The sequence below is a fragment of the Sphingobacterium sp. UBA6645 genome (genome assembly GCF_002455685.1).
Lineage (GTDB): Bacteria > Bacteroidota > Bacteroidia > Sphingobacteriales > Sphingobacteriaceae > Sphingobacterium > Sphingobacterium hotanense.
Genome location: NZ_DKLH01000045.1, coordinates 129,862 through 150,558, shown reverse-complemented (window position 1 = coordinate 150,558; position 20,697 = coordinate 129,862). Strand labels below are relative to the sequence as shown.

At 41.0% G+C, this 20,697-nt stretch carries 15 protein-coding genes and 2 pseudogenes; 1 reads left to right on the top strand and 16 read right to left on the bottom strand.

From position 1 onward, the window contains the following. Positions 1-179 precede the first annotated feature (179 nt). Positions 180-656 (top strand): RNA polymerase sigma factor, encoded by a 477-nt coding sequence (locus B2400_RS07975; RefSeq protein ID WP_293932427.1) that lies wholly within the window; start codon positions 180-182, stop codon positions 654-656. Between the two features lie 821 nt (positions 657-1,477). Here the strand turns inward: B2400_RS07975 and B2400_RS07970 are convergent. The 16 genes and pseudogenes from B2400_RS07970 to B2400_RS07895 form a co-directional block, all read right to left on the bottom strand. Next, positions 1,478-2,863, bottom strand: a complete 1,386-nt coding sequence (locus B2400_RS07970; RefSeq protein ID WP_293932425.1) for a nucleotide sugar dehydrogenase — start codon at positions 2,861-2,863, stop codon at positions 1,478-1,480. Between the two features lie 22 nt (positions 2,864-2,885). After that, positions 2,886-3,842, bottom strand: coding sequence for a UDP-glucuronic acid decarboxylase family protein (locus B2400_RS07965; protein WP_293932423.1), 957 nt, complete (start codon positions 3,840-3,842; stop codon positions 2,886-2,888). A 23-nt stretch (positions 3,843-3,865) separates the two neighbouring features. Then, positions 3,866-4,996, bottom strand: a complete 1,131-nt coding sequence (locus B2400_RS07960; RefSeq protein ID WP_293932421.1) for a hybrid sensor histidine kinase/response regulator — start codon at positions 4,994-4,996, stop codon at positions 3,866-3,868. A gap of 92 nt (positions 4,997-5,088) precedes the next feature. After that, positions 5,089-6,117 (bottom strand): endonuclease/exonuclease/phosphatase family protein, encoded by a 1,029-nt coding sequence (locus tag B2400_RS07955; RefSeq protein ID WP_293932419.1) that lies wholly within the window; start codon positions 6,115-6,117, stop codon positions 5,089-5,091. 24 nt (positions 6,118-6,141) lie between these two features. Then, entirely contained in the window at positions 6,142-7,986 is a 1,845-nt protein-coding gene (locus tag B2400_RS07950) for a PAS domain-containing sensor histidine kinase (protein WP_293932417.1), read from the bottom strand. Further along, positions 7,959-9,140 carry a glycosyltransferase family 2 protein gene (locus B2400_RS07945; RefSeq protein ID WP_293932415.1) on the bottom strand — a complete coding sequence of 394 codons (1,182 nt, stop codon included), beginning with the start codon at positions 9,138-9,140 and terminating at the stop codon, positions 7,959-7,961. The genes B2400_RS07950 and B2400_RS07945 overlap by 28 nt, the downstream gene beginning before the upstream one ends. 24 nt (positions 9,141-9,164) lie before the next feature. Next, positions 9,165-10,316, bottom strand: coding sequence for a glycosyltransferase family 4 protein (locus tag B2400_RS07940; protein WP_293932413.1), 1,152 nt, complete (start codon positions 10,314-10,316; stop codon positions 9,165-9,167). A gap of 615 nt (positions 10,317-10,931) precedes the next feature. Next, the gene (locus B2400_RS07935) at positions 10,932-12,383 is read right to left on the bottom strand and encodes a lipopolysaccharide biosynthesis protein (RefSeq protein WP_293932411.1); all 1,452 of its coding nucleotides are present in this window, start codon (positions 12,381-12,383) and stop codon (positions 10,932-10,934) included. Between the two features lie 5 nt (positions 12,384-12,388). Then, on the bottom strand, positions 12,389-13,324 hold the full coding sequence (locus B2400_RS07930; RefSeq protein ID WP_293932409.1) for a glycosyltransferase family 2 protein: 936 nt from the start codon (positions 13,322-13,324) through the stop codon (positions 12,389-12,391). Beyond that, a pseudogene (locus B2400_RS17875) lies at positions 13,321-13,518 on the bottom strand (DapH/DapD/GlmU-related protein); the annotation flags it as partial. The gene B2400_RS07930 and the pseudogene B2400_RS17875, both read right to left, overlap by 4 nt. 75 nt (positions 13,519-13,593) lie before the next feature. Beyond that, positions 13,594-13,770: pseudogene (locus B2400_RS17870) on the bottom strand (acyltransferase); the annotation flags it as partial. Positions 13,771-13,922: 152 nt separating this feature from the next. Beyond that, positions 13,923-15,053: a glycosyltransferase family 4 protein gene (locus B2400_RS07915; RefSeq protein ID WP_293932408.1), complete on the bottom strand. Its 1,131-nt coding sequence runs from the start codon at positions 15,051-15,053 to the stop codon at positions 13,923-13,925. Further along, positions 15,010-16,215 carry a glycosyltransferase gene (locus B2400_RS07910; RefSeq protein ID WP_293932407.1) on the bottom strand — a complete coding sequence of 402 codons (1,206 nt, stop codon included), beginning with the start codon at positions 16,213-16,215 and terminating at the stop codon, positions 15,010-15,012. Before B2400_RS07910 ends, B2400_RS07915 begins: the two co-directional genes overlap by 44 nt. 1 nt (position 16,216) lies before the next feature. Further along, entirely contained in the window at positions 16,217-17,125 is a 909-nt protein-coding gene (locus tag B2400_RS07905; protein ID WP_293932405.1) for a glycosyltransferase family 2 protein, read from the bottom strand. Then, on the bottom strand, positions 17,118-18,545 hold the full coding sequence (locus B2400_RS07900) for an O-antigen ligase family protein (protein WP_293932403.1): 1,428 nt from the start codon (positions 18,543-18,545) through the stop codon (positions 17,118-17,120). Before B2400_RS07900 ends, B2400_RS07905 begins: the two co-directional genes overlap by 8 nt. Continuing rightward, the gene (locus tag B2400_RS07895) at positions 18,545-20,695 is read right to left on the bottom strand and encodes a GumC family protein (RefSeq protein WP_293932401.1); all 2,151 of its coding nucleotides are present in this window, start codon (positions 20,693-20,695) and stop codon (positions 18,545-18,547) included. The genes B2400_RS07900 and B2400_RS07895 overlap by 1 nt, the downstream gene beginning before the upstream one ends. Positions 20,696-20,697 lie beyond the last annotated feature (2 nt).

Here is a 20,697-nt window from a genome sequence, read left to right as displayed (position 1 = left end):
CTTTGGCACACCCCTTGCTATTACTCTAGCATTACAACCTTAAGAATTTTTGGCTAGTGTTAGCGCGAGGCTTCATCGCTAGCCACAAATTCAACTCATAGTTTTTGCTAAAGATAAGTTCGTTTTTTTTATTTTATAATCCTTTAGAGATGAGCACCGATTTCATAAAAAACCAAGTAATGGTACATTCCTCTGCGCTCTTGCGTTACGCAAACAAGTTTACCAAGAATGAAGATGACGCCGAAGATTTAGTTCAAAACACCTTATTGAAGGTCTATAAATATCGCTCAAAATTTGTAAAGGAAACCAACGTGCTAGGATGGATGTATACGATTATGAAAAATACGTTCTTAAACGACTGCAGAAGAAACTCTCTAGTTTTAAAGTATATGGACCACGCCAAGGCTACTCAAAACATCAACAATGCATCGGTTTCGAATAACGGAGAAGGAATGTTTATCCAGAAAGAGATTCAAAACGCTTTGGAAAGTTTACCTGAAATTTACTACAAACCGTTCATAATGCACTTTGAAGGATACAAATATCATGAGATCGCCAAATACTTCAATATACCCGAGGGGACCATCAAAACGAGAATTCACGCGGCAAGAAAAGCTCTTCAAAATAAGCTAAAAGAACATAAGTTAAACTACTGACTATGGGGTAGACATTAAATTCCTAAATCCGCCATTTTTATAAATCACCATGCAGCTCCACAACACATAATTCAACTACCTCTAGGGGCTCTAATACTTGCGCAAAACGCTAGATGCACCATTATTCACGTTCGTATAGTTCCACCTATAATCGATGTTTATTTATGAACAGCATAGTAACTTAAAGTAAAACTTTGACTCCTTTTAGGAGTCGGAATTTCTTAAAAATCAGAACGTCCATTATACCTCCTACTCTAGGATCATCTGCATTTAAATTCCCCCCTCGTTCGTTTATAAGCATTTATTTTGCATTATCTCCATATGGAGAGATTATAGATTTCGTGGGAAGGATTTCAACTATGATGCGATTTGGTAGAACAACCATTCTCTGAAGCTCATATCGCCAAAACTACGAAACTAAGAGCGTAATACTCGCCTTAATCGGAACTGCGAGGTCAAATTCGAAATATTAGATATCACTTTTGTGAGGGATACATAAAACTTTCAATTATTACAGCGGTCAGGGCTTCAGTTTTGATCCGCAATGATCCAGAGGACATTAAGACCACCAAGCTATGCATCTTTTTTACCGCTAAAATTCTTACTGTTTTAAGGACAGAGGATAAAGATGTGCAGGCTGCATAGAGAAATTCGATTTAGCCGTTAATTGCAAGCCGAGTTCTATAAGCTTGAGATTACTGAGGCTTATAGAACTCTTGAATTGAAAATCGCCCATTATAGGAGACATCAAACATTTACTTGCTAGTTGGGTTTAAAAATTTTAGCAGTGAATTTTCATTAGAGTTGATCTGCTTATGACGCTATTCTCCTAGCGTATAATACTTAAACCCAAAATTTTCCATCTCCTTTCGATCTAACAGTCTCCGACCGTCGAATAGAAATGCGGGGTTCAGCATATTATCCTTTATGGTTTGCCAATCAATCTCCTTAAATTCATCCCATTCAGTTAGTATGGCTACGGCGTGAGCACCTCTGCACGCCTCATAAGGGTTAAGGTGAACGGATAATAAATCCCTATTTTCCTCAGAGGATCGGGTGGATATTGCATCGATGTCTTGATAAATTTTGGAAGCCGATACCTTAGGGTCATACACTGCAAGCTGAGCCATTTCGGTCAACAAATGGTCAGCAACATATATTGCAGCAGATTCTCTAGTATCATTGGTGTCTTTCTTAAATGCCCACCCCAACATCGCTATCCTTTTCCCATTCACAGTGTTGAATAATGTATTTACTATATGATTCGCGAATCTAGATTTTTGATGATCGTTCATTAGGATTACCTGTTCCCAATAATCGGCAACCTCAGTTAGGTTATAAGTACGTGCTATATAAACGAGATTTAGAATATCTTTTTGGAAGCAAGAGCCTCCGAAACCGACCGACGCTTTAAGAAATTTTGATCCAATGCGGGAGTCCATTCCTATTGCTGTGGCAACTTCATCGACATTAGCACCTGTTTTTTCACAAAGCTCTGATATCGCATTAATCGAAGATACACGTTGAGCAAGAAATGCATTGGCTGTAAGCTTGGACAATTCAGACGACCAAAGATTTGTGGTTAAGATTTTGTCCGGATTTACCCATCGTTGATAGATATCTTTGAGCGCTTCTATTGCTTCATCACTTTCTCCGCCGATAAGAATTCTGTCCGGATCTATCAAATCACTAATAGCGCTGCCTTCTGCAAGAAATTCGGGATTGGAAAGGACGTGAAATTCAAGTCCGCCCACTGCATCTTCAAGAATACTTTTAATCGTGGCGGCAGTGCGCACAGGGATGGTAGACTTTTCGACAACAATTTTGCCGGATTTGGATACCCGAGCGATTTGACGAGCACAAAGTTCAATATATTTTAAGTCTGCTGCCATTCCCTTCCCAACACCGTAATTTTTTGTCGGCGTGTTTACAGAAATGAAAATCATCTCCGCTTCCTCAATTGCTTTGTCCACCTCGGTGGAGAAAAACAGGTTTTTGTGACGAGTCCGTTCTATAATTTCTGAGAGGCCTGGCTCATAGATGGGCAGTTCCCCCAAATCCGCCGAATTCCATGCTGCTATTCTTTCAGCGTTTAAGTCGACCAATGTTACTTGGATTTCGGGACATTTATCTGCTATGACCGCCATAGTGGGTCCGCCAACGTAGCCGGCGCCGATACAGCATATCTTCTTAATATTAAGTTTCATAAAATATTACAGTAATTCAAATTTAAAAATTTTCCCTTAATTGAGTCTCGAAGTATGCGATAGTCTTTAATAATCCATCTTCAAGTTGAATTTTGGGTTGCCAATTCAACTCCGTTTTAGCCAAATCAATATCCGGCTTCCTTTGTCTAGGATCGTCTTGTGGCAAGGGCAAGAACTTTATTTTTGATTTAGATCCGGTGAGTTGAATAATCATTTCTGCAAGCTCTAAAATGGTAAATTCGCAAGGGTTGCCTATATTAATTGGCCCGATAAATCCCTGAGGACTTTCCATCATAGCGATTAACCCGGTAATCAAATCATCAACATACTGAAAACTACGAGTTTGGAGTCCATCACCGTACAAGGTGATATCGCGATCAAGCAGTGCCTGAACTATAAAATTCGACACAACTCTCCCATCCTGAGGATGCATCCGAGGACCGTATGTATTAAATATGCGTACAATCTTGATATCGAGTTGATGCTGCCGATGATAATCCATAAACAGTGTTTCGGCACAACGCTTCCCTTCATCGTAGCAGGATCGAATTCCCACGGGGTTCACATGTCCCCAGTAGCCCTCTTTTTGAGGATGTTGCTGGGGGTCGCCATATACTTCACTGGTGGACGCTTGCAGAATCCGAGCTTTCACTCGTTTGGCAAGGCCAAGCATATTGATTGCACCGGCAACAGAAGTCTTGATCGTTTTAATGGGATTAAATTGATAGTGAATTGGACTGGCTGGACATGCGAGGTTAAAAATCTGATCTACTTCCGCTAAAAACGGTTCAATAACGTCATGTCGGATGACTTCAAAGTATTTCTTTTCTTGGAGATGAACTATATTTGCTTTGGATCCTGTAAAAAAATTATCCAAACATAAAACTTCGCAATTCCGTTTTAACAGTTCCTCACAGAGATGCGAACCGATAAATCCTGCTCCCCCCGTAACAAGTACTCTTTTTCTTGATCTTATCATTAAAAATATTATTGAAAATATAATTACAGCTCTTTTCGGTCTAATTTTGGTATTCGCAATCCAAATTTGGAACCCTGATTTTCAACGGATTCGAAGAAGAACTCGCCTTCTTTACCCTGCACAAATTGCTTGACGATCCACAAACCCAGTCCGGAACCCTGCTCATTTGCTGTACCCGGCCTAGAGCCAGACGGCAGAGATTCGCGAATAGACTTTTGAATACTTTCATCCATTCCTATGCCCGTATCGACAACTTCCATCACAGCATAATTTCCCTCGGAATAAAGCAAAATCTTTACCGAAGAGCCTTTATGGCTAAATTTTAAAGCGTTTATAAGCAAATTGCGTATAACACTTTTTAGAATATCGGTGTCGAAATATATCGTAATACACGATTCGATACACGTCTCAATTGTTATATCTTTCAGCAGCGCAGTGGGCCTCAATACCTCAACAACTCCAAAAATTACATCATCGAATTGAACGGATTGAGGAACGAAACTTAGCATACCCAAACGCGATTTGGTCCACTTAAGCAGGTTGTCCAGAAGCGAAAACAACTGTTCAGCAATATCATTACCGGAATATACCATTTGACGCAAGGATTCCTGATCCTTGTGAACTTCTTGAAGGGAAAGGATATTTAAGATCATCTTCAGGGAAGCAATGGGGGTACGCAAATCGTGAGATATGATCGCATAAATTTGGTCTCTGCTGGCTATAGCAGCCTCTAGAGACTTTTTCTGTAGCGCTATAATTCTACGTTGATACAACAAATTAATTTGCTGTCTAACCCGTCGAAGAAGAATTTGCGGCTCGAAGGGTTTTCTAATATAATCAACGGCACCAACATCGAATCCTCTTATAATGTCCTCCGTACTATCCAATGAAGTGATAAATATAACTGGAATATCCTGATACTCGGGTGTTTCCATAATAGTTTTCACGATATCAAAACCCGACATATCGCCCATGATGACATCCATCAGAATTAAATCAACATGGTCTTTTGATAGAATAGAAAACGCTTTATCGAAGCTGTCCGCTAATAACACACCATAGCCTTGCATTCGCAAAATATTTTCTAAGATCAGGGAATGTATTGGATTGTCTTCGGCGACCAGTATTTTAAACTGGTTTAACTGTACGTTCATGGTCTTTAAACTCCTTTCCTAAAACTCCCAAAGCAAACAATATATGTAAAGATACCTTTATTTTAAACATTTTAAAGGCACAATCGCTAACCTTACTGTTTATCATCGCTAACTTTATATTTCATATCGACCACGACGGGCAAATGGTCGCTATACTCCAAATTTTCTGTACGATATCTTAACGCTTTGAAGTGTTGCTCATCATAAAAAACATAGTCGATTCGAAAAAACTTCATCATGTACCTGTAGGTATACCCATATCCGATCCCCGCTGTCTTAAACGCATCTTTCAGATCCCCCTTTAATTGAGAATAAGAATATGAAATGGGTGGGACATTAAAATCACCACAAATAATATTTACAGCATGAATACTCAATTCTTTTTGAAGCATCTCAGCTTGCTCCCCCCGGATTTTAGCATTTTTCAATATCAGTTTAACACCTTGAAGCAACCCCATGTTTTTACTCTTCATTACTTGATTTATATTAGTGGTCTGCAGGTGACAGTTCATCAAACGAACCCGTCTGTTAGGCAATATTATATCAACCAGTTGCGCTAAATGCGGACGCCCAGGAAAATGCAAAGTGCGATGTTTAGCTAAAGGATGCTGTGAAAGTACCGCCAAGCGCTGATCATGAGATATTCCTTCAGACACCGCTAGATAGGGCATTTTAGTAATCTTCTGTAACAGACGAATCGTCTGCTCATCGGACACCTCTTGAAGACAAATTATTTGTGGGTTATTTTCGATCAAAAAATCGGAAATATGCATCAATGAGGGCATATTATGTTTCATCTGAAACTTTGCAACGTTGTATGTAATGATACGAAGGTCTGCCGGGCTGGGATCTGTCAACGACTGGCGGAAGGGTTGGAATATGTAGGGTATATAATATATATTTCCTAAAAAAGCAAGGCATGAAAAGAAAGTTAACCACTTATCCTTTTTGATTATCCCGAAAACTCCTAAAGAAAAACCAGTTAGCAGAAGAAAGGGAGTCAGAAATGCCCATACGTGAAAAAAAACGAACGTCTCCGGGGACACATAGAATGCCAACCAAGAAATCGATGAGACGCAAAGAATCGCCAAGAGCATCACACGTTTTACGTTTGTTCCCATGAGTTCAATTATCAGTTATCTTGTTTAAACATTTGCTATGGGAATTTCTATAAAAAAAGTTGCGCCCTCACCTTCCGTGGATTCGACCCATATTCGTCCATCCATTTGGTTGACGATACTGCGGCATATGGCTAGCCCCAATCCTGATCCATGGTATCTTTCATCGGCTTTGTAAAAACGATCAAAAATCGCTTGTTGTTTTTCCTTAGCAATACCTATTCCACTATCAGCTACGTAGAAGCGTACTTGATTTGGGAACAACTCATAGCCCACATTCACTAATCCGTCTGGTGGGGTGAATTTTAAGGCATTATTGATTAAATTAGTTAACAATTGTATGATGCGCACGCGGTCCATACTTAACACTGCATCCTGTGGGGCTAGATGAAACCGAATTTTTGCGCAGTTCTTCAACTCTCCGAAACTTAAGGACAATTCACTTAATATTCCATTGAGAGAAACATTTTCGGGCAACAAATTGAGCTTACCTGCCTCCATTTCCGACATTTCTAACACATCGGTTACTAGCCTTAATAACTGCGTACTATTGGACGAGAGTATTTTACCATATTCTTTTCGCAAAATAGGATCCGGCGTCTCAGCGATGATGTTTGAAAACCCGATAATCGCACTCAATGGTGTCCTGATTTCATGATTCATATTTGATATAAATGCTGACTTCAACTTCTCGGAAGTCTCGGCTGCCTCCTTGGACTGAAGCAACTGCTGCTCATAACGTATCTGGTGAGAGATATCGCGTCGAATTGTCCAGACTATTTCTTGTCCAATACCGTTTTGAACAATAAAAGAATAGCACTCAGAACCGATTATGTCCATATCAGGATACGCATGGTCACATCGGTATCGATTTATACCATTATTGTGATTAATTTCTTCAATCAACTCATCCCAACTCTTCTGCGAGGCAAAGTTCTGAAGTACAGAATTGACAGAAAGGTTAGTAATGTCAAGGCCCATGGGTATCTTATTTTGCATTCGGCATTCTTTATTAGCAAACACCATTCTCCCATCCAAATGATTCGCATGAATACTAAACGGTGCATTATATACTACCGAGAGCACCATCTCTAATTCATTGCGGTTCTTCAAAAAGTCGCTTATATTTTGGGTAAATCCGTCAACGATTAGCTGTCCCTGTTCAGTCCGACAGCTGTATTTAGTCGCCCGAATATATTCTATGGGACGATCACCCATCTTTAGGCGATATTCAATCGATTTTTCAACTGATTGTCGCTCAAAGAGAAATTTTTCCAAGCGTGTTCGGTCGTCCGGATGGACAGCGGAAAGCACTTTTTCCAACGTAATTTCTTGGGGTTCCTGAACATGCCGTTGCTGAAGGTTTGAAAAACCGGAAAAAGATATAACACCAGAATCCATATTAATGGACCAAAGATTTATTCTAGCAACCTTTCCTACTTCCAATTGAGCTGTCAGTGCCGACTTCAATCGTCTCTTCATATTGCTCCGCTGTGTAATATCACGGTATTGGCATATCACATAGTCTTCATCTAACCTCTGCACAATCAACTTAAAGTAATACATTCCATCATCTGTGGGAAGATCATAGTTTGCATTGGATGCTTCCCCAGTACTACGAACATACTGTATTTCTCTTTCGATTTCACTAGACAGGGGGAAGGGTAAGAGTTGAATAAAATTCTTTCCCAAGATCTCTGCTCGTTCATTAATCACAGGATTGGATGTTTTCAATATCAATTCACGACAGATATTCTCTTTATCCAGCACCAGAAGCGTGTCACAGGTGAGTTGAAGAACTTTCTGCATAAGTGCGAAATCCTTAAGCAATCTATTTCCCATTTTTAATCTTTTCTCCTTGATTTTTCCCATCCTGTTGTTTTATTGCGAGTCATTAAATAAGGTATGCTTAAAAACACATTGAGATTCATAAATAAAAAATAATAAGGCACGTAAAAGACTCGATGAACTGAATTGCTCATACGACTCTTTAAATAACCAATTAACGCACAAAGATAGATCAGCATCTGTAGAAATAAAATGATGGAAAACATATTGTTTAGTGACCGCTCTCCCAAAACAATAATCAAATTTGAAACCAACAAGAGTATTAACGCAACAGGCGCAATGGTCCATCGCAAGACACGATGCGAACAATATAGAAAGGTCAGTTTTCCATAGCGAAACGGATTAAGTAATTTTCTCAGTCTAACGACCGCTTGGATACCGCCGGCAGCAATTCTCACCTTTCGTTTCTGCTCTTCAACCATATTCAGCGATCCGCTTTCCACGGCATATGCTAAGGGTGTATAAGCAATTCGATATCCATTTTGCGCGATGCGCATGGAGATCATGAAGTCGTCCAAAATAGTATCAATGGGCTGGATTATATACAATTCTTTTCGGACCGCGAACAGTTCGCCTGCTGCGCCCACAGCCGAGTAGTAGCGATAGTCCCATTCTTTCAATTTAGATTCATATTTCCAATAGAGGCTTTCACCTTTGGAGGCCACATCATCCGTTATATCGAAAGCAATTCTCTTCTCCCCGGAAACACATCCGATGGTCTGATCTTCAAAGTGTCCTACTATTTCTCGAAGTGCGTTGGCGTTAAGCAAACAATTCGCATCGGTAAAAACTAATATAGGACTTTTTGCTTTAGCATAAGCCGTGTTCAGCGCTGCTGTCTTTCCTTCACGACGGCCGGCATCTAAAACAATCACCTGGGAATAAGAGTCCAGTAAACTCCGGGATTGATCAGAACTCCCATCAATTACCCATATAATCTCTAGTTTATCGGACGGGTAGTCTAGGGAAAGAAGATTATCCATCTTTTTCCTTATCCATTGCGCTTCATTATACGCCGCCACGACAATGGCAACCTCAGGCTCTTCGACGGCGGCAGCTGATCCGCGTCTTTTTGTCTGGTATGGGAAATATCGTGACAAAACAAATATGACCATGGGGTACCCCAGATAACTATAAAAAACAATAAATATCGCGATCCAGAATATTGTTATTGACATGGTGGAATAATTTACAGCGCTAGTTTAGCACTCGTTATCTATGTGAACGTCCAGACTCTTTAGAAGGCTCCGCATTTGTTGCGACCAGTCTAAATAGCGTATGCTGTTTCGAATTTGCTGGGCTGAAAACGTGTAATCGGCTAGAAAATTGACGATGCTTACAAAATTAAGGGGCGATTCGTCCGGCGGTGCCTTAAGCACATACGGCATGCCATCAAAATCGCTATCTTGCTCCGAATACACGAAAGGAATTCCGCGAGCGGCATATTCTCTATTCTTTAATGTTTTTATTGTTGTCACACCTGAACGGTGGCGCCCCAGACTTCCAATAGCAAAGTCTGCTTGATCAAAAAGCCGGTCGAGATCCTCGCCCCACTGATTACCGTATAACAAGACGTTATCCTGTAGACCAAGATTCTTAATTAGACTTTGTATTTCCAAATTTTCATTTGGGTCAGTAAAAGAACCGACCATATGTAAAACGATCCCAGGATCGACACTTTTTTTCATATAGCATGCTAATCCCCGTATGGCTCGGTCGATACCGTGCCAAAAATGAAATTCAGCAACCGCTATTATATTTAAGTCATCATTATTTATGTTTTTTCTCGGCGTTCGGATCTTTACTGCAGAAAGGTCAATTCCATTAGAAATTCGAAATGTTTTTTGCCCGAAAATGCTTTTTTCATCAGAAAATGTTACAATGCCATCCAGTAGCGATGCAAATTTTTTTCTGTAAAGCTTATCCACAGCGAGCTCTAACTGCATACGCCATCCTCTGTATTCCCCGTCATAGGGGTATGTTGGAATTTCCATGACAATCCTTGATTTTTTCTTCCTGAGTAGCCTTAGAAATCTTATCGTAAAAGGATTAGCATTGTGATCTGAGCGTATATATATGAGATCATAATTTTGTTGGTCTATATAACTAGCTAAAGCTTGATAAGCAAATCTTCGCTTAATTTTACCCCAGAGAGTTCTTCCAAAAAGCACCAGTGGCTCTCCGTTTATAAACCACCCCCGGTTCCCCTCGCGCATAACCTCGTATGAACAAAGGTCTACGATAGGCCCGGCGTCGCGCAAGCCCTTAATTTGTCCCCATATTTTTTTACTAATGCCGTTGTGCTCGGCAAAACCATGGAAGACTAAAAATAAAATTCTGACCTGCTCTGTCATAGACGAATGTTACCCTAAAAACAACTAATTCTTAAAAATGTTACGTTAGGTTAACCCCTTTTTCGATAAAACTATTGTAACATACTCCAGCACGTCAAAATATATAAAAAAATAACATCTTTCTTAGGAAGTCATCTAGGATATCTATCCAAAGATCATTATCCGACATGAATGTCCTTGCAGTTTATAAAAGGCCCTAGTCTCTGACACTGCATATGATTATACTTTTTTCTCCTTATGAGCCGTTGCCTGCCGATCGATAAAGCTAATCGCTGTTCATTAAGCTCAAAAAGTAACGCTGCTAGCATTTCAAATAGTTCACTATTGAAGCTCTTTCGACGGTCCCCCTTAAAATTACGCGAGTGCAACAAATATAGAACAAATTCTAACCAAAATCCTCTGGAGAAACAGATCGACTTAGAGAGTTACCATCCACCACTGCTTTACGCTAGGGATCAAGGAAAAGAAAGACAAAAGGGATTCTAGCCGTCCACTCCTAATTACTTCAATATTTTTAAAAGCATTTAATGCTTGAGGACAGTTTGACTAATTATGGAGCGCAATAGTTTTAGTCTGCTTATCCTATGCCTATTGATGCCGGTATGCTAATCAAGGCTATCTTCTATCCGCCCCGCCATCGAGCATATGAAACGCTTCTATTAATCGCAACTGCCTTATAACAACCAATAAGAACAATAAAAAAATAAGAGTTTTGGCTGCCAGAGACCATAAATAATGTTGATCACTTTCAAATAAATGACCGTATGTCGTAAATAAAGCGGCCAATCCAGCGGACCATAAGATTGGTTTGGTTAAGTTCTTAAAAAAATTTGCTGCCGTGCTCCGAAATACGACTCGGTACATTAGCAGATAAGTGCATACGAAATTTATTGAAAAGGTAAGGGAAAGGCCAAGGGCAACCGTGTTTATACTCTTGCCAAGCAGTACCCCCACACACACGGCACCAACATTTAATACTGCTGATGCTAGACCGCTAAAGAAAAGTAGACGCGTATTTCCGACGGTCTGAAAGATGGCTCCCGAAGAGGAAAGGACAATCTGCGTTCCTACGCTAAGACTGAGCGCTTGAAAAGGTGGGATCGCGGATTCCCATTGGTCACCAAAAAAGAGCATGATCAGCTCGTGAGCACAAAAAAATAAGTATACGCTTAGCGGGAAACCAATCGAGGCTAGCACAAATGACAGTTGTTCATTGAATTTTCGGAGAAAGTTTTTATCATGTGCTACCTCGATTAAAATAGGATGCATTACTGGGCTAACCACTTGGGTAATGTTCTGCAAAGGCAGTGACATAAGTCTATAAGCTTTATCATATTGTCCTAGCCGCTCCATCCCCAGTATTCTACCTATCAGCAAGGTATCTGCATTACGAGAGAAGAAGTTAATCATATTGAATAAGAATTGGTATCCCGAATAACGGTATATGGATTTTAAGAGTTTTGTGGAAGGAATAGCATAGAATGGAAGTGGGAACTTGCTATAGGAGATTACAAAGATTATGGCGGACGATAAAACCGGGCCAATGAGCAACGCATATATTCCTCCCTGTGCGAATGCCACACCAATAGAGGCAATTCCTCCTATAGCTTGTGCAGTTACGGAACGCCATGCCAAATTCCGAAATAATTGTTCTCTATAAAATAGCGCGGAGGGAACGATTGAGGCCCCTGAAAAAAAAAGACTCAAAGCGAGCCAACGACAGACTTCGGTCAATGCGGGCTGTTGGTAGAACGAGGAAAGCGAAGGGGCGATTAGCAACAACGTAACTGATAATGCAACAGATATATACAACGACCAAGAAAACAAATTCCCCAATTTCTCGCGCCTGAAATTCTTATATTGAATGATGGTACTTGTTAACCCTAAATCCGCCACCATACTCAGAAAAGCAATTATCACAGTGGCAATTGCTATAATTCCAAACTGCTCAGGTGATAGAAGTCTAGCTAATATGGCCGTCACAACTAAAGACATGACCACGCCAACATATTTTGCAATGGCAGTAAAAAATATCCCAGAGGCCATTTTTCTTCTTATACTAGCCATCTCTTTCAACTTTTGCTTTTCAACAACAATATCATAACGGTTTTCGCACTAATAAGCATCGGAAAGCGCATCACTGTGCGTTTCAAGAGTTTGAAACGTGCAAGAATATCCATCTGGTAGCCTTTTCGTAATGCAGCGTTGAGCATTAGCGTTACATAGCGCTTCACTAACTGTCGTTTTTCGGTCTCATCACGCTTATAGAATGCCAATAAATCTTCCGCCGTTTGCAAATAAGCATTCATATTTTCCATTGAGAAGGAGCGTGTCATGATCGAATTCATTCTATAGCGTCGCCAAAACAGCCGATCTGCCATGTAAATCACGCGCCTCGCTTCTAGAAAAAGAACGGATGTAAACCATTCGTCTTCGTGCAGGGCACCTTCTTTAAAACGTATCGCGTTATCGGTAAGAAAAGCACGCCTGATAACGAGCAAGCAGACTGACGAGAAATACTCACCATTATCTAGCAGTTCCTTAAACATTTGATATCCTGGTTTTACCAGCGCTGGAACAGTTAAGCTACGTTTATAGTGATTTAAATCTCTCCTTTGTGAAAGATCAAAATCATCGCTGAAGGAAGCGCCGTCAAAAAACGTGAACTCTGCATTTGAAGATTCGAGAACTTTTAAAGCCTGGCTGAGCAAATTCGGTTCAACTCGATCGTCACTATCCATAAAATAAATATATTTTCCCACCGCGAGGTCCATGCCCCTGTTTCGGGCCGATGAAAGCCCTCGATTTTCTTGCCACACCTTTCTAATCCTCCTGTCCAAATTGTGGTAATAATCTATTATCGCCTGGCTCCCATCCCAAGAACCGTCATTTACGACGATTAACTCGAAATTGGTATAATCCTGTGCTAAAACTGATTCGATAGCCTCCTTAAGGTACTCTTGCGTATTGAACACGGGCATTACTATGGAGATACTTGGATTTATCATACTGATTCCCATTTATTCCCCTGGATACTTCTGCGCTTAATAGCACGCGCAGGGTTACCCGCCACAATAGTATATGGATCGACGTCCCTGGTTACCACAGCACCTGCTGCGACAACAGCATGTTTACCAATAGTAACGCCGGCTAATATCACCGCGTTGCCGCCTATCCAAACTTCATCTTCGATCACGATAGGATTGGTTTGAATACCCTGTAATGAAATTGGTATTGTTGAGTCCTGATAACGGTGATTAAGTCCACTTAGAAGAACATGTTGAGCAATTATGACATGATTGCCAATGGATACCGGTCCTATAACCGTACTCCCAATCCCCACTCGTGTGTGTTCTCCGATACGAACAGGGCCGACCGCATTGTTTACCACGCTGTACGACTCAATAATTGACCTCTCTCCCAAACTAAAATCGCTAAACGGCACAACATCCATTCGTGCTGATCGATATATGAACGAACCTCGCGCACGATGAATATAAAAGCATCGAAAAATCCGCACGTACCAACGAGGTCTTGCCAACAGCGGGTTCATCAGAAAAGCATGAGCTTTTTTCTTCAGCCAAGGCCTGGATGTAATAAACTTTTTCATGCTAAGCTCTGCAATATTTCTATGTATGTATTAAGTGTTTGATGTGCCGTATTATTCCAACCAAATTTTTGGGCGTGCGTTGACCCCACATCGACCAACAGATCGTATAAGGTGGTATCACTTTCTAGCACAAGCATTGAATCAGCTATTTGCTGGCTACTTCTGGGATCGACCAGAATCGCACAGGAACCTGCAATTTCTGGAATTGCAGAGGTGCTAGAACTAATTACAGGAGTACCGCAAGCCATTGCTTCCAAAATCGGTAGCCCAAAGCTTTCCCGTAGCGAAGGGTATAAAAAACCAAACGCACCGTTGTATACTGCAACCAACTCTTGGGAACTTAAATAGCTCTTCACTTCTACAAAATCGCGTATAGAGGAAAGCCCCAAGCGAGTTAAAAGCTGATTAAGATAGCTTTCATCCATATCCGCCACCACTAGTTTCTTTTTAGTTTTACTACACTTAAGGTAGTTAGTAAAGGCGATTAAAGTCGTCTCCAAATTTTTTTTAGGGTCTCTGTTGCCCAGCATTAGCCAGTATCCTTCATCCTCCAATGTTATATTTTGAGAATGGGATTTTTTATTCAACACTCTAAATTGTTCTCCAACTCCATTATAGATAACTTTAAGCTTGTTCATGACTTGCGGAAACCTATCCAGAACGTTTCGGCGTTCAAAATGAGAAACTGTTATAATTGCCTTCGCTTTACGAATGGCCATTGGAGCGAACATGCGTCTATACTGTCTTCCTAACTTTTGATACCATGAAGCAGAGTTCCCTACCTTGGGCTCCATGAAAATAACATCGTGAAGGGTAAGCACCATCGGGCAGGGTAGCACCATCGGTGCTGTGTTGGATGTGCAATGTAAAAGGTCCGCCTTTAATTTCAAGACAAGCCATGGCAAAAGAATCTGTTCGAAGATGAAATAGTTTTCACTCGGGAGTACTTCTATTCTAAAATTAGCCGTTTCCTGAAGGCATCGGTCGGGACCAGGGCCAACGGCGATGACATAACGATTTTTCGTGTCCAAAGATTGAAGTCCACGAATCATTTCCAACGCTACTCGATCCATCCCGTGCTTTTTACTCCTGAATATTCTTTGCGCTTCTATTACGATTGTCTTCATCTGGTATTCCGTGAGGTGTATGTATAAATGTTTTATTCGCGTTATTGACACTACTAAAGCTACGCAAAATTGCCATGAAGATAAAGGGAAGATTGGCCACTGATCTTAGTGTTCGAGTAGTGTAGTACTTTTTTGGAACCGCTAAAAACAGGGCGAAAACGTAAGCTATTAAAATAAAAAACCATTTTGTATCCCTCAGAGGAGCTATTGGCTGCAATAGAAGTATCCAAAGTATGAGCAATCCCAACAAAATCACCCTTGGAGGCAGTGACCACTGCAAAAATTTATCAAGAAGCGGAAGGTTTCCTTGCCGTAAAATCGGGCCCAATCGATTAAGTGTAAAAAGGAACGTTTCCCATTGGGATGCAATCCAACGTTTACGTTGGTTAGAGAAGTCTTTTCTATTATGAACTTTTTCATCCTTGACCAGCACGTGAGGTAGGTATTCGATGAATATCCGATCCTGGAGCAGGAGAAATTCTAACTCCTTATCTTCCCCCATCGAATGAACTTTTGGCATAGCTTGGGTAAACCATTCCATATTGAAGACCATCCCTGATCCAATCAGAGCCGAGGGCAAGCCTAAGTTAACATGCCCCTGACGAAAAATTGCATTATTGATTTCTTCACCGATTCCGTCGAGATACGCTAGATCCGTATTGTAGTTTTTTGCTATCCTATGGGTTTGAATGGCCATTGCCCCATTAGCTAAAGCTTCGTTGACGCGTTCTAAGAAATCCGGATCAACGATATTGTCCGCATCTAGGATGACTACAGCATCAAAACCATCCCCCGAATAATTTTTCAATGCTAATTTCAATGCGGCTGCTTTGGAACGGTTCAAATAGCTGGGAATGAGAACATCTGCTCCCAGCTCATGTAGTTCCTTATTTGTCGCCTCACTCATGGAATCAGCGACGACCACTATTTTAAAAGCGGCGGGAGGATAGGTTTGCTGAAAAAAATGTTTTATACTTTGTATGATTACAGCATCCTCGCGATAAGCAGGAAATATCACTAAAAATCTATTTCGGAGATCTGTCATCGGGTATATCTTATTCCGTTTTATTCGGCTGGCGATGGAAAATATAAGAAAATACACTACCCAAACGGTACAAATTAAAAATAGGATAATATCTATCAGTATGAAGATCACTTCCATATTATCGAACCTTTTGAACCCATGAAATTCCGGACCCCATCCCGCGAAGATGTGCGCCCAGTAATGTTAATTGACCTTGAATGGTGAGTTTCAGTGCTTGCCACATGCCGGCGAGAAAAACCAAATATATTAATGCGAAAACCTTATCGCTACCCTTGCAATTACGGGCCGCAAAAATTATTCTATTCCTGGACAAATAAAACATTTTTAAAGGCGAATCGCGTCCTGTTGAAGCACTTTCTTTGTGATAAATGTGAGCACCTGGATAATAAAATAGCTCATACGCCTGCCCTATAGTTACGGACCAGTCCAGCTCCTCGTAATATAGAAAATAAAATGCTGGCATCTTTCCTACTCGCTGGATAACTTGCTTAGGCAGCATCATTGCAGCTCCGTGTAGGTAAGGTATCGGCCTTAATTCATCATATTGCCCCTTGTCCAGCTCGCCATAACCTAATTGCTTGTTTCTCAAGGTGAGTTTACTGAGCGGTGTGCTCCCCGCAAATTGCAGCGTGTTTTCGGGTTCGCCAAAAAGGATTTTAGGGCTAAGCCCGCCAACCCAGGGGTGCATCGTGAGAAAAGTCATCATTCCAGCTATTTCTGCAGAGGCTTCTTGGGGAAGCAGCGTGTCATTATTTATAAAATAAAAATAATCCCCGACTGCAATATCAATCCCTAAATTGTTTCCGCCCGCAAAACCCAAATTTTCATTATGATAAAGTCCTTTAATACTAGGATACCTCATTTTGATGGCCTCAAATTCGTTATTTTTCGAACCATTATCAATTACGATGATTTCATGGGAAAATTTTAGGTTGGCTTTATAAACGGAATCGATTAGCTCTAAAGTGTCCGAAATCCCATTAAAGTTGACGATGATAAAGCTCAATTTAACTTTATATTTATCCATTTATTTCCCTTTCCATCCACGGCATTATCATCAGTATTCCCATCAAAATGTATACCGTTTGTCCCGTGGGAATCTGGTGAAGCACCTCATTACCATACCCTGCAACCATGATACCCGCAAGACCCGATGTACAGGCCATCGTTATGATTCGAAGCTTTTGATCATTTATACCGAATAAAGAATAATAAAATCCATACGCTAATATCAATAGGCAAATCCCCACATAAAATACCAGCCCAACCACCCCTGTTTCTACCCAAATAAACACGAACGATGAATCAGTAGCTGTTCCGTAGAGTGGGTGCTGAATATCGGTATGTTTTGAAGAACCCAATCCTAGACCAAAAGGTAGCGATTTCAGTACAACACTCATCTTCGCCTGATTTTCTAATCTAACTTGGAATGACGCATCCTGCGACAAATTGAATGCCGTGCGCATCCGCCTGATCTCCGCAATACTGTTACCTATCGTGGTATAATAAAAAAATAAAAATGCTCCCAACAAAATGGCGGCTCCCATAAATAGCAATTTCCATTCCTTTAATAGCAGTACAAGAACGGAAAATCCCACAAAAGGAATTGCTATGGCGGCTCTAGTCCCGGAAACGAACATCCCCCAGAGGGCTAACGCCGCGGCCAAAGTATAGATCAAACGAAATGGGTTGTTGCGGTCCATTATAGCAATCGTACTAAAAATAACAAAAGCAAATCCCATATGACATCCGAAATTAGCAGCGTCCGTAAAAAATGAAAAATAACGAACCCCACTATAGATTACATGGGTATGTGCCCCTTCTGTATAAAGCCAATGGCTTTCGGGCCCATCAAAGCCAATAAACTTTTGCCCCAACGCTTTGATAGCGGCAAGTATGACCAGAATCGCCCACAGCCTCAAAAATGCCTCGACGTGTTTCACACTGTTTAACTGGAACATGACCAATAGTTGGAAGAGTACGATGTGAAGTCCAATGTTCCGGACTGTGGTTGCCCAATTGGAAATCGTGGAGTATGGATTGACAATTTGAAAAATACAATAAATCATCCATGCTACACAACAAATAAAAAATGGATTCCAAATGACTTTGTTCCACCCGCCACCAGCGATATAACGTATGGAGAGCACGAGGAAGTTTAGCAAGATAAACAGATCCAGAATTAGTCCCATCGGTATTGGGAGATCCACGTATCGAGCTAATCCTGGCAGCAAGAAAGTTGACACATATAACAAAGCAAAACTGAGACGTGGCAAACAGATCGTTAGAGCACCTAGCGTGACAAGCCAAGGCATCAAGAACGATAGAGCTGCCATTTCCACGTGCCCCTCTACGATTAGCGCACTCCCTAGAATAGTGCCAAGCCCGAGTAGCATCGGCAACAACCAAGGAATAAGTAGAGTTGACTGGGAGCCGTTAAGTTTCATTAGTCCTTAGAAAAAGTTAATCCTAAATTGCTAAGCTGATATTCAAACTTTCTCGCTAGACTATATGGCGGCAAGAGACCCGTAAATTCCTCAACTGTTGATTTATCGGCATTGGTTAGACATATCCATAGGGGCACCTGGGCAGCTCGATTCCTTAAGTCTTCGAGTAATAAATCGTATTCTGATCTCCAAAAACTATCGGCCCTTAAAATCAATAGGTTCACCATTGCTTCTTGAAGATATTCAGTGGGCAAAGGAGTCGTTCCTAGAGGATTATGACTGATCATTCCAATATCAATACTCTCAAAGCCACGTATTGGATCCATATCGATCAGGAACCCTCTAGAATCGCTATGGAAATCAGATCCCGCAAATTGTGTACTTATCCCCAATCCCATCTCTGAAAAACGCGTTTCCAAAAGGCGGGATACGCGACGGGCATCTTCTGTGGGGGCCAGTCCCATAAGGTTTATAAAATTAACCTTTCTATCGCTATTGAAACGTCCATACAGCTGATTTGCCAATATTAGTGAAGATTTTTCATCAGCTTCGGGTGTCTTTTGTGCAATTATTGGATTTGCAAACGCGGCAACGACTTTCGTTTTGGTGATACGCTGTGTCCGGGTTCGATCCCTTAAGGTACGATCTAATAACTCAAACATAACTCCAGTACCCAGCACAAATAACAATGACCCTATAAAAGCAACCAATACTTTCTTTTTTCGCGGGCTAGGCAAAGAGTTCAAGGGGTAAGTAGGAGGATTGATCACTTTGAGCGTCGCGGAATTCATTTCAAGACTCTTTAACTTCAAACGCGCTGCGTTTAAGCTTGAAAGAATCGATAGGTAAGATTGTTCGATAAAGGAGATACTTCGCTCCTTTCTTTTTAACACGGATCCGATGGGTGAAAAATGGGTATATTGGTTGTCCAAATTCCGTTTGAACTCATCAACGACCCTTACTTCCGCCTCGGCGCGTTTAAACTTCAATAGCTCTTGTACCCATTGTTCCACGTACTTAGCATTTGCATAACCCTCTTTTGTATATTGACGAGCAGTATATTGTTCCATAAACTCTTTAAAGCTACCTTCTTGCTGGGCAAGTTCCTTGCTAAAGGAAGTCAGGATTTCGTTTGAAGGCTTACCCAACGAATCTGGCGAAACGGTTTTGAGCTTGGCAATATCATAGTTTAAGTCCGAAATACGATTTAAGCGCGTAAGAAACTCGCTGTTATTCTTTATAGCGTTCATGTTTGCATCCATTCCGATCTCCAGCTGCGCTATAGCAGCTTGCGCGCTATTGTAACTGGAAAGAACGTCTTGATTTCTCAGCGCAAACTCTTTATCTAAAACCGTTATAGCCTCTGTTTGCTTGTCGTAGTTTATCACTCTGTTCTGCACATTATAAGCCGTAAGGGAATCTTCCTGCCCGCGTAACTCCTCGCCGACGCGAGCTAATTCAGTTTCGAAATATCGAATCACATTGTTTGTCTTTCCGTATTGAAGTTCACGATATTCCTCTGGATAAATCTTATTCAAAATATCAAGTGTCTGGAAGGCGATGCTAGGATCATCCGCTTGATAGCTGATATGAAGCACGTCGCTGTTTTCTACTCTTTTTATATGAATCTTTTCTTGCAATGCGGTATAACTAAAATAGGGATGATTCCAATTGGTCAGTCCATATACAAAATTGTTCCTGTCCGCCACTTCATAGGCTAGTAGATTCGCTACAGTCTTTTCTACAGAAGTTTTATCGATTAATGCACGTACATCTTTGGGCGTGATGTCCAAAAGTTGACGATAGTGCTTTGCTTTGATATACAAATTATCTCGGTCAGGACTGCCGTAGATCATGCAGTTGGCATACAGATGTAAGGAAAGCTTCTTAAGGGTTTCTTTCGAATTAATGGTATTGATTATATTCTGGATGGAGTTATTCAAAATATTCCAATCTTGAGCAGAATTGGTTTCCGAGGGATCGCTTCCATATCCCGAGATTACCCCGGTATATACTGTCGTATCGGTCTCATATTCTAGGTCGGCATTGCGTGTTGCATAGATCGTAACCAATGTCACAACCGAAGGCACTAAAATAAGCCACCATTTCATTCGAAACATGAGGCGCAAGATATAGGTGAGTGCGTTCATGA

What these genes read in the sequence shown, in the direction of transcription:
- B2400_RS07950 (WP_293932417.1), bottom strand. Translation starts at nt 7,986, where the DNA reads ATGGGAAAAATCAAGGAGAAAAGATTAAAAATGGGAAATAGATTGCTT.
- B2400_RS07945 (WP_293932415.1), bottom strand. Translation starts at nt 9,140, where the DNA reads ATGTCAATAACAATATTCTGGATCGCGATATTTATTGTTTTTTATAGT.
- B2400_RS07975 (WP_293932427.1), top strand. Translation starts at nt 180, where the DNA reads ATGGTACATTCCTCTGCGCTCTTGCGTTACGCAAACAAGTTTACCAAG.
- B2400_RS07915 (WP_293932408.1), bottom strand. Translation starts at nt 15,053, where the DNA reads ATGAAGACAATCGTAATAGAAGCGCAAAGAATATTCAGGAGTAAAAAG.
- B2400_RS07905 (WP_293932405.1), bottom strand. Translation starts at nt 17,125, where the DNA reads ATGGATAAATATAAAGTTAAATTGAGCTTTATCATCGTCAACTTTAAT.
- B2400_RS07930 (WP_293932409.1), bottom strand. Translation starts at nt 13,324, where the DNA reads ATGATAAATCCAAGTATCTCCATAGTAATGCCCGTGTTCAATACGCAA.
- B2400_RS07960 (WP_293932421.1), bottom strand. Translation starts at nt 4,996, where the DNA reads ATGAACGTACAGTTAAACCAGTTTAAAATACTGGTCGCCGAAGACAAT.
- B2400_RS07940 (WP_293932413.1), bottom strand. Translation starts at nt 10,316, where the DNA reads ATGACAGAGCAGGTCAGAATTTTATTTTTAGTCTTCCATGGTTTTGCC.
- B2400_RS07970 (WP_293932425.1), bottom strand. Translation starts at nt 2,863, where the DNA reads ATGAAACTTAATATTAAGAAGATATGCTGTATCGGCGCCGGCTACGTT.
- B2400_RS07955 (WP_293932419.1), bottom strand. Translation starts at nt 6,117, where the DNA reads ATGGGAACAAACGTAAAACGTGTGATGCTCTTGGCGATTCTTTGCGTC.
- B2400_RS07965 (WP_293932423.1), bottom strand. Translation starts at nt 3,842, where the DNA reads ATGATAAGATCAAGAAAAAGAGTACTTGTTACGGGGGGAGCAGGATTT.
- B2400_RS07935 (WP_293932411.1), bottom strand. Translation starts at nt 12,383, where the DNA reads ATGGCTAGTATAAGAAGAAAAATGGCCTCTGGGATATTTTTTACTGCC.
- B2400_RS07900 (WP_293932403.1), bottom strand. Translation starts at nt 18,545, where the DNA reads ATGAAACTTAACGGCTCCCAGTCAACTCTACTTATTCCTTGGTTGTTG.
- B2400_RS07910 (WP_293932407.1), bottom strand. Translation starts at nt 16,215, where the DNA reads ATGGAAGTGATCTTCATACTGATAGATATTATCCTATTTTTAATTTGT.
- B2400_RS07895 (WP_293932401.1), bottom strand. Translation starts at nt 20,695, where the DNA reads ATGAACGCACTCACCTATATCTTGCGCCTCATGTTTCGAATGAAATGG.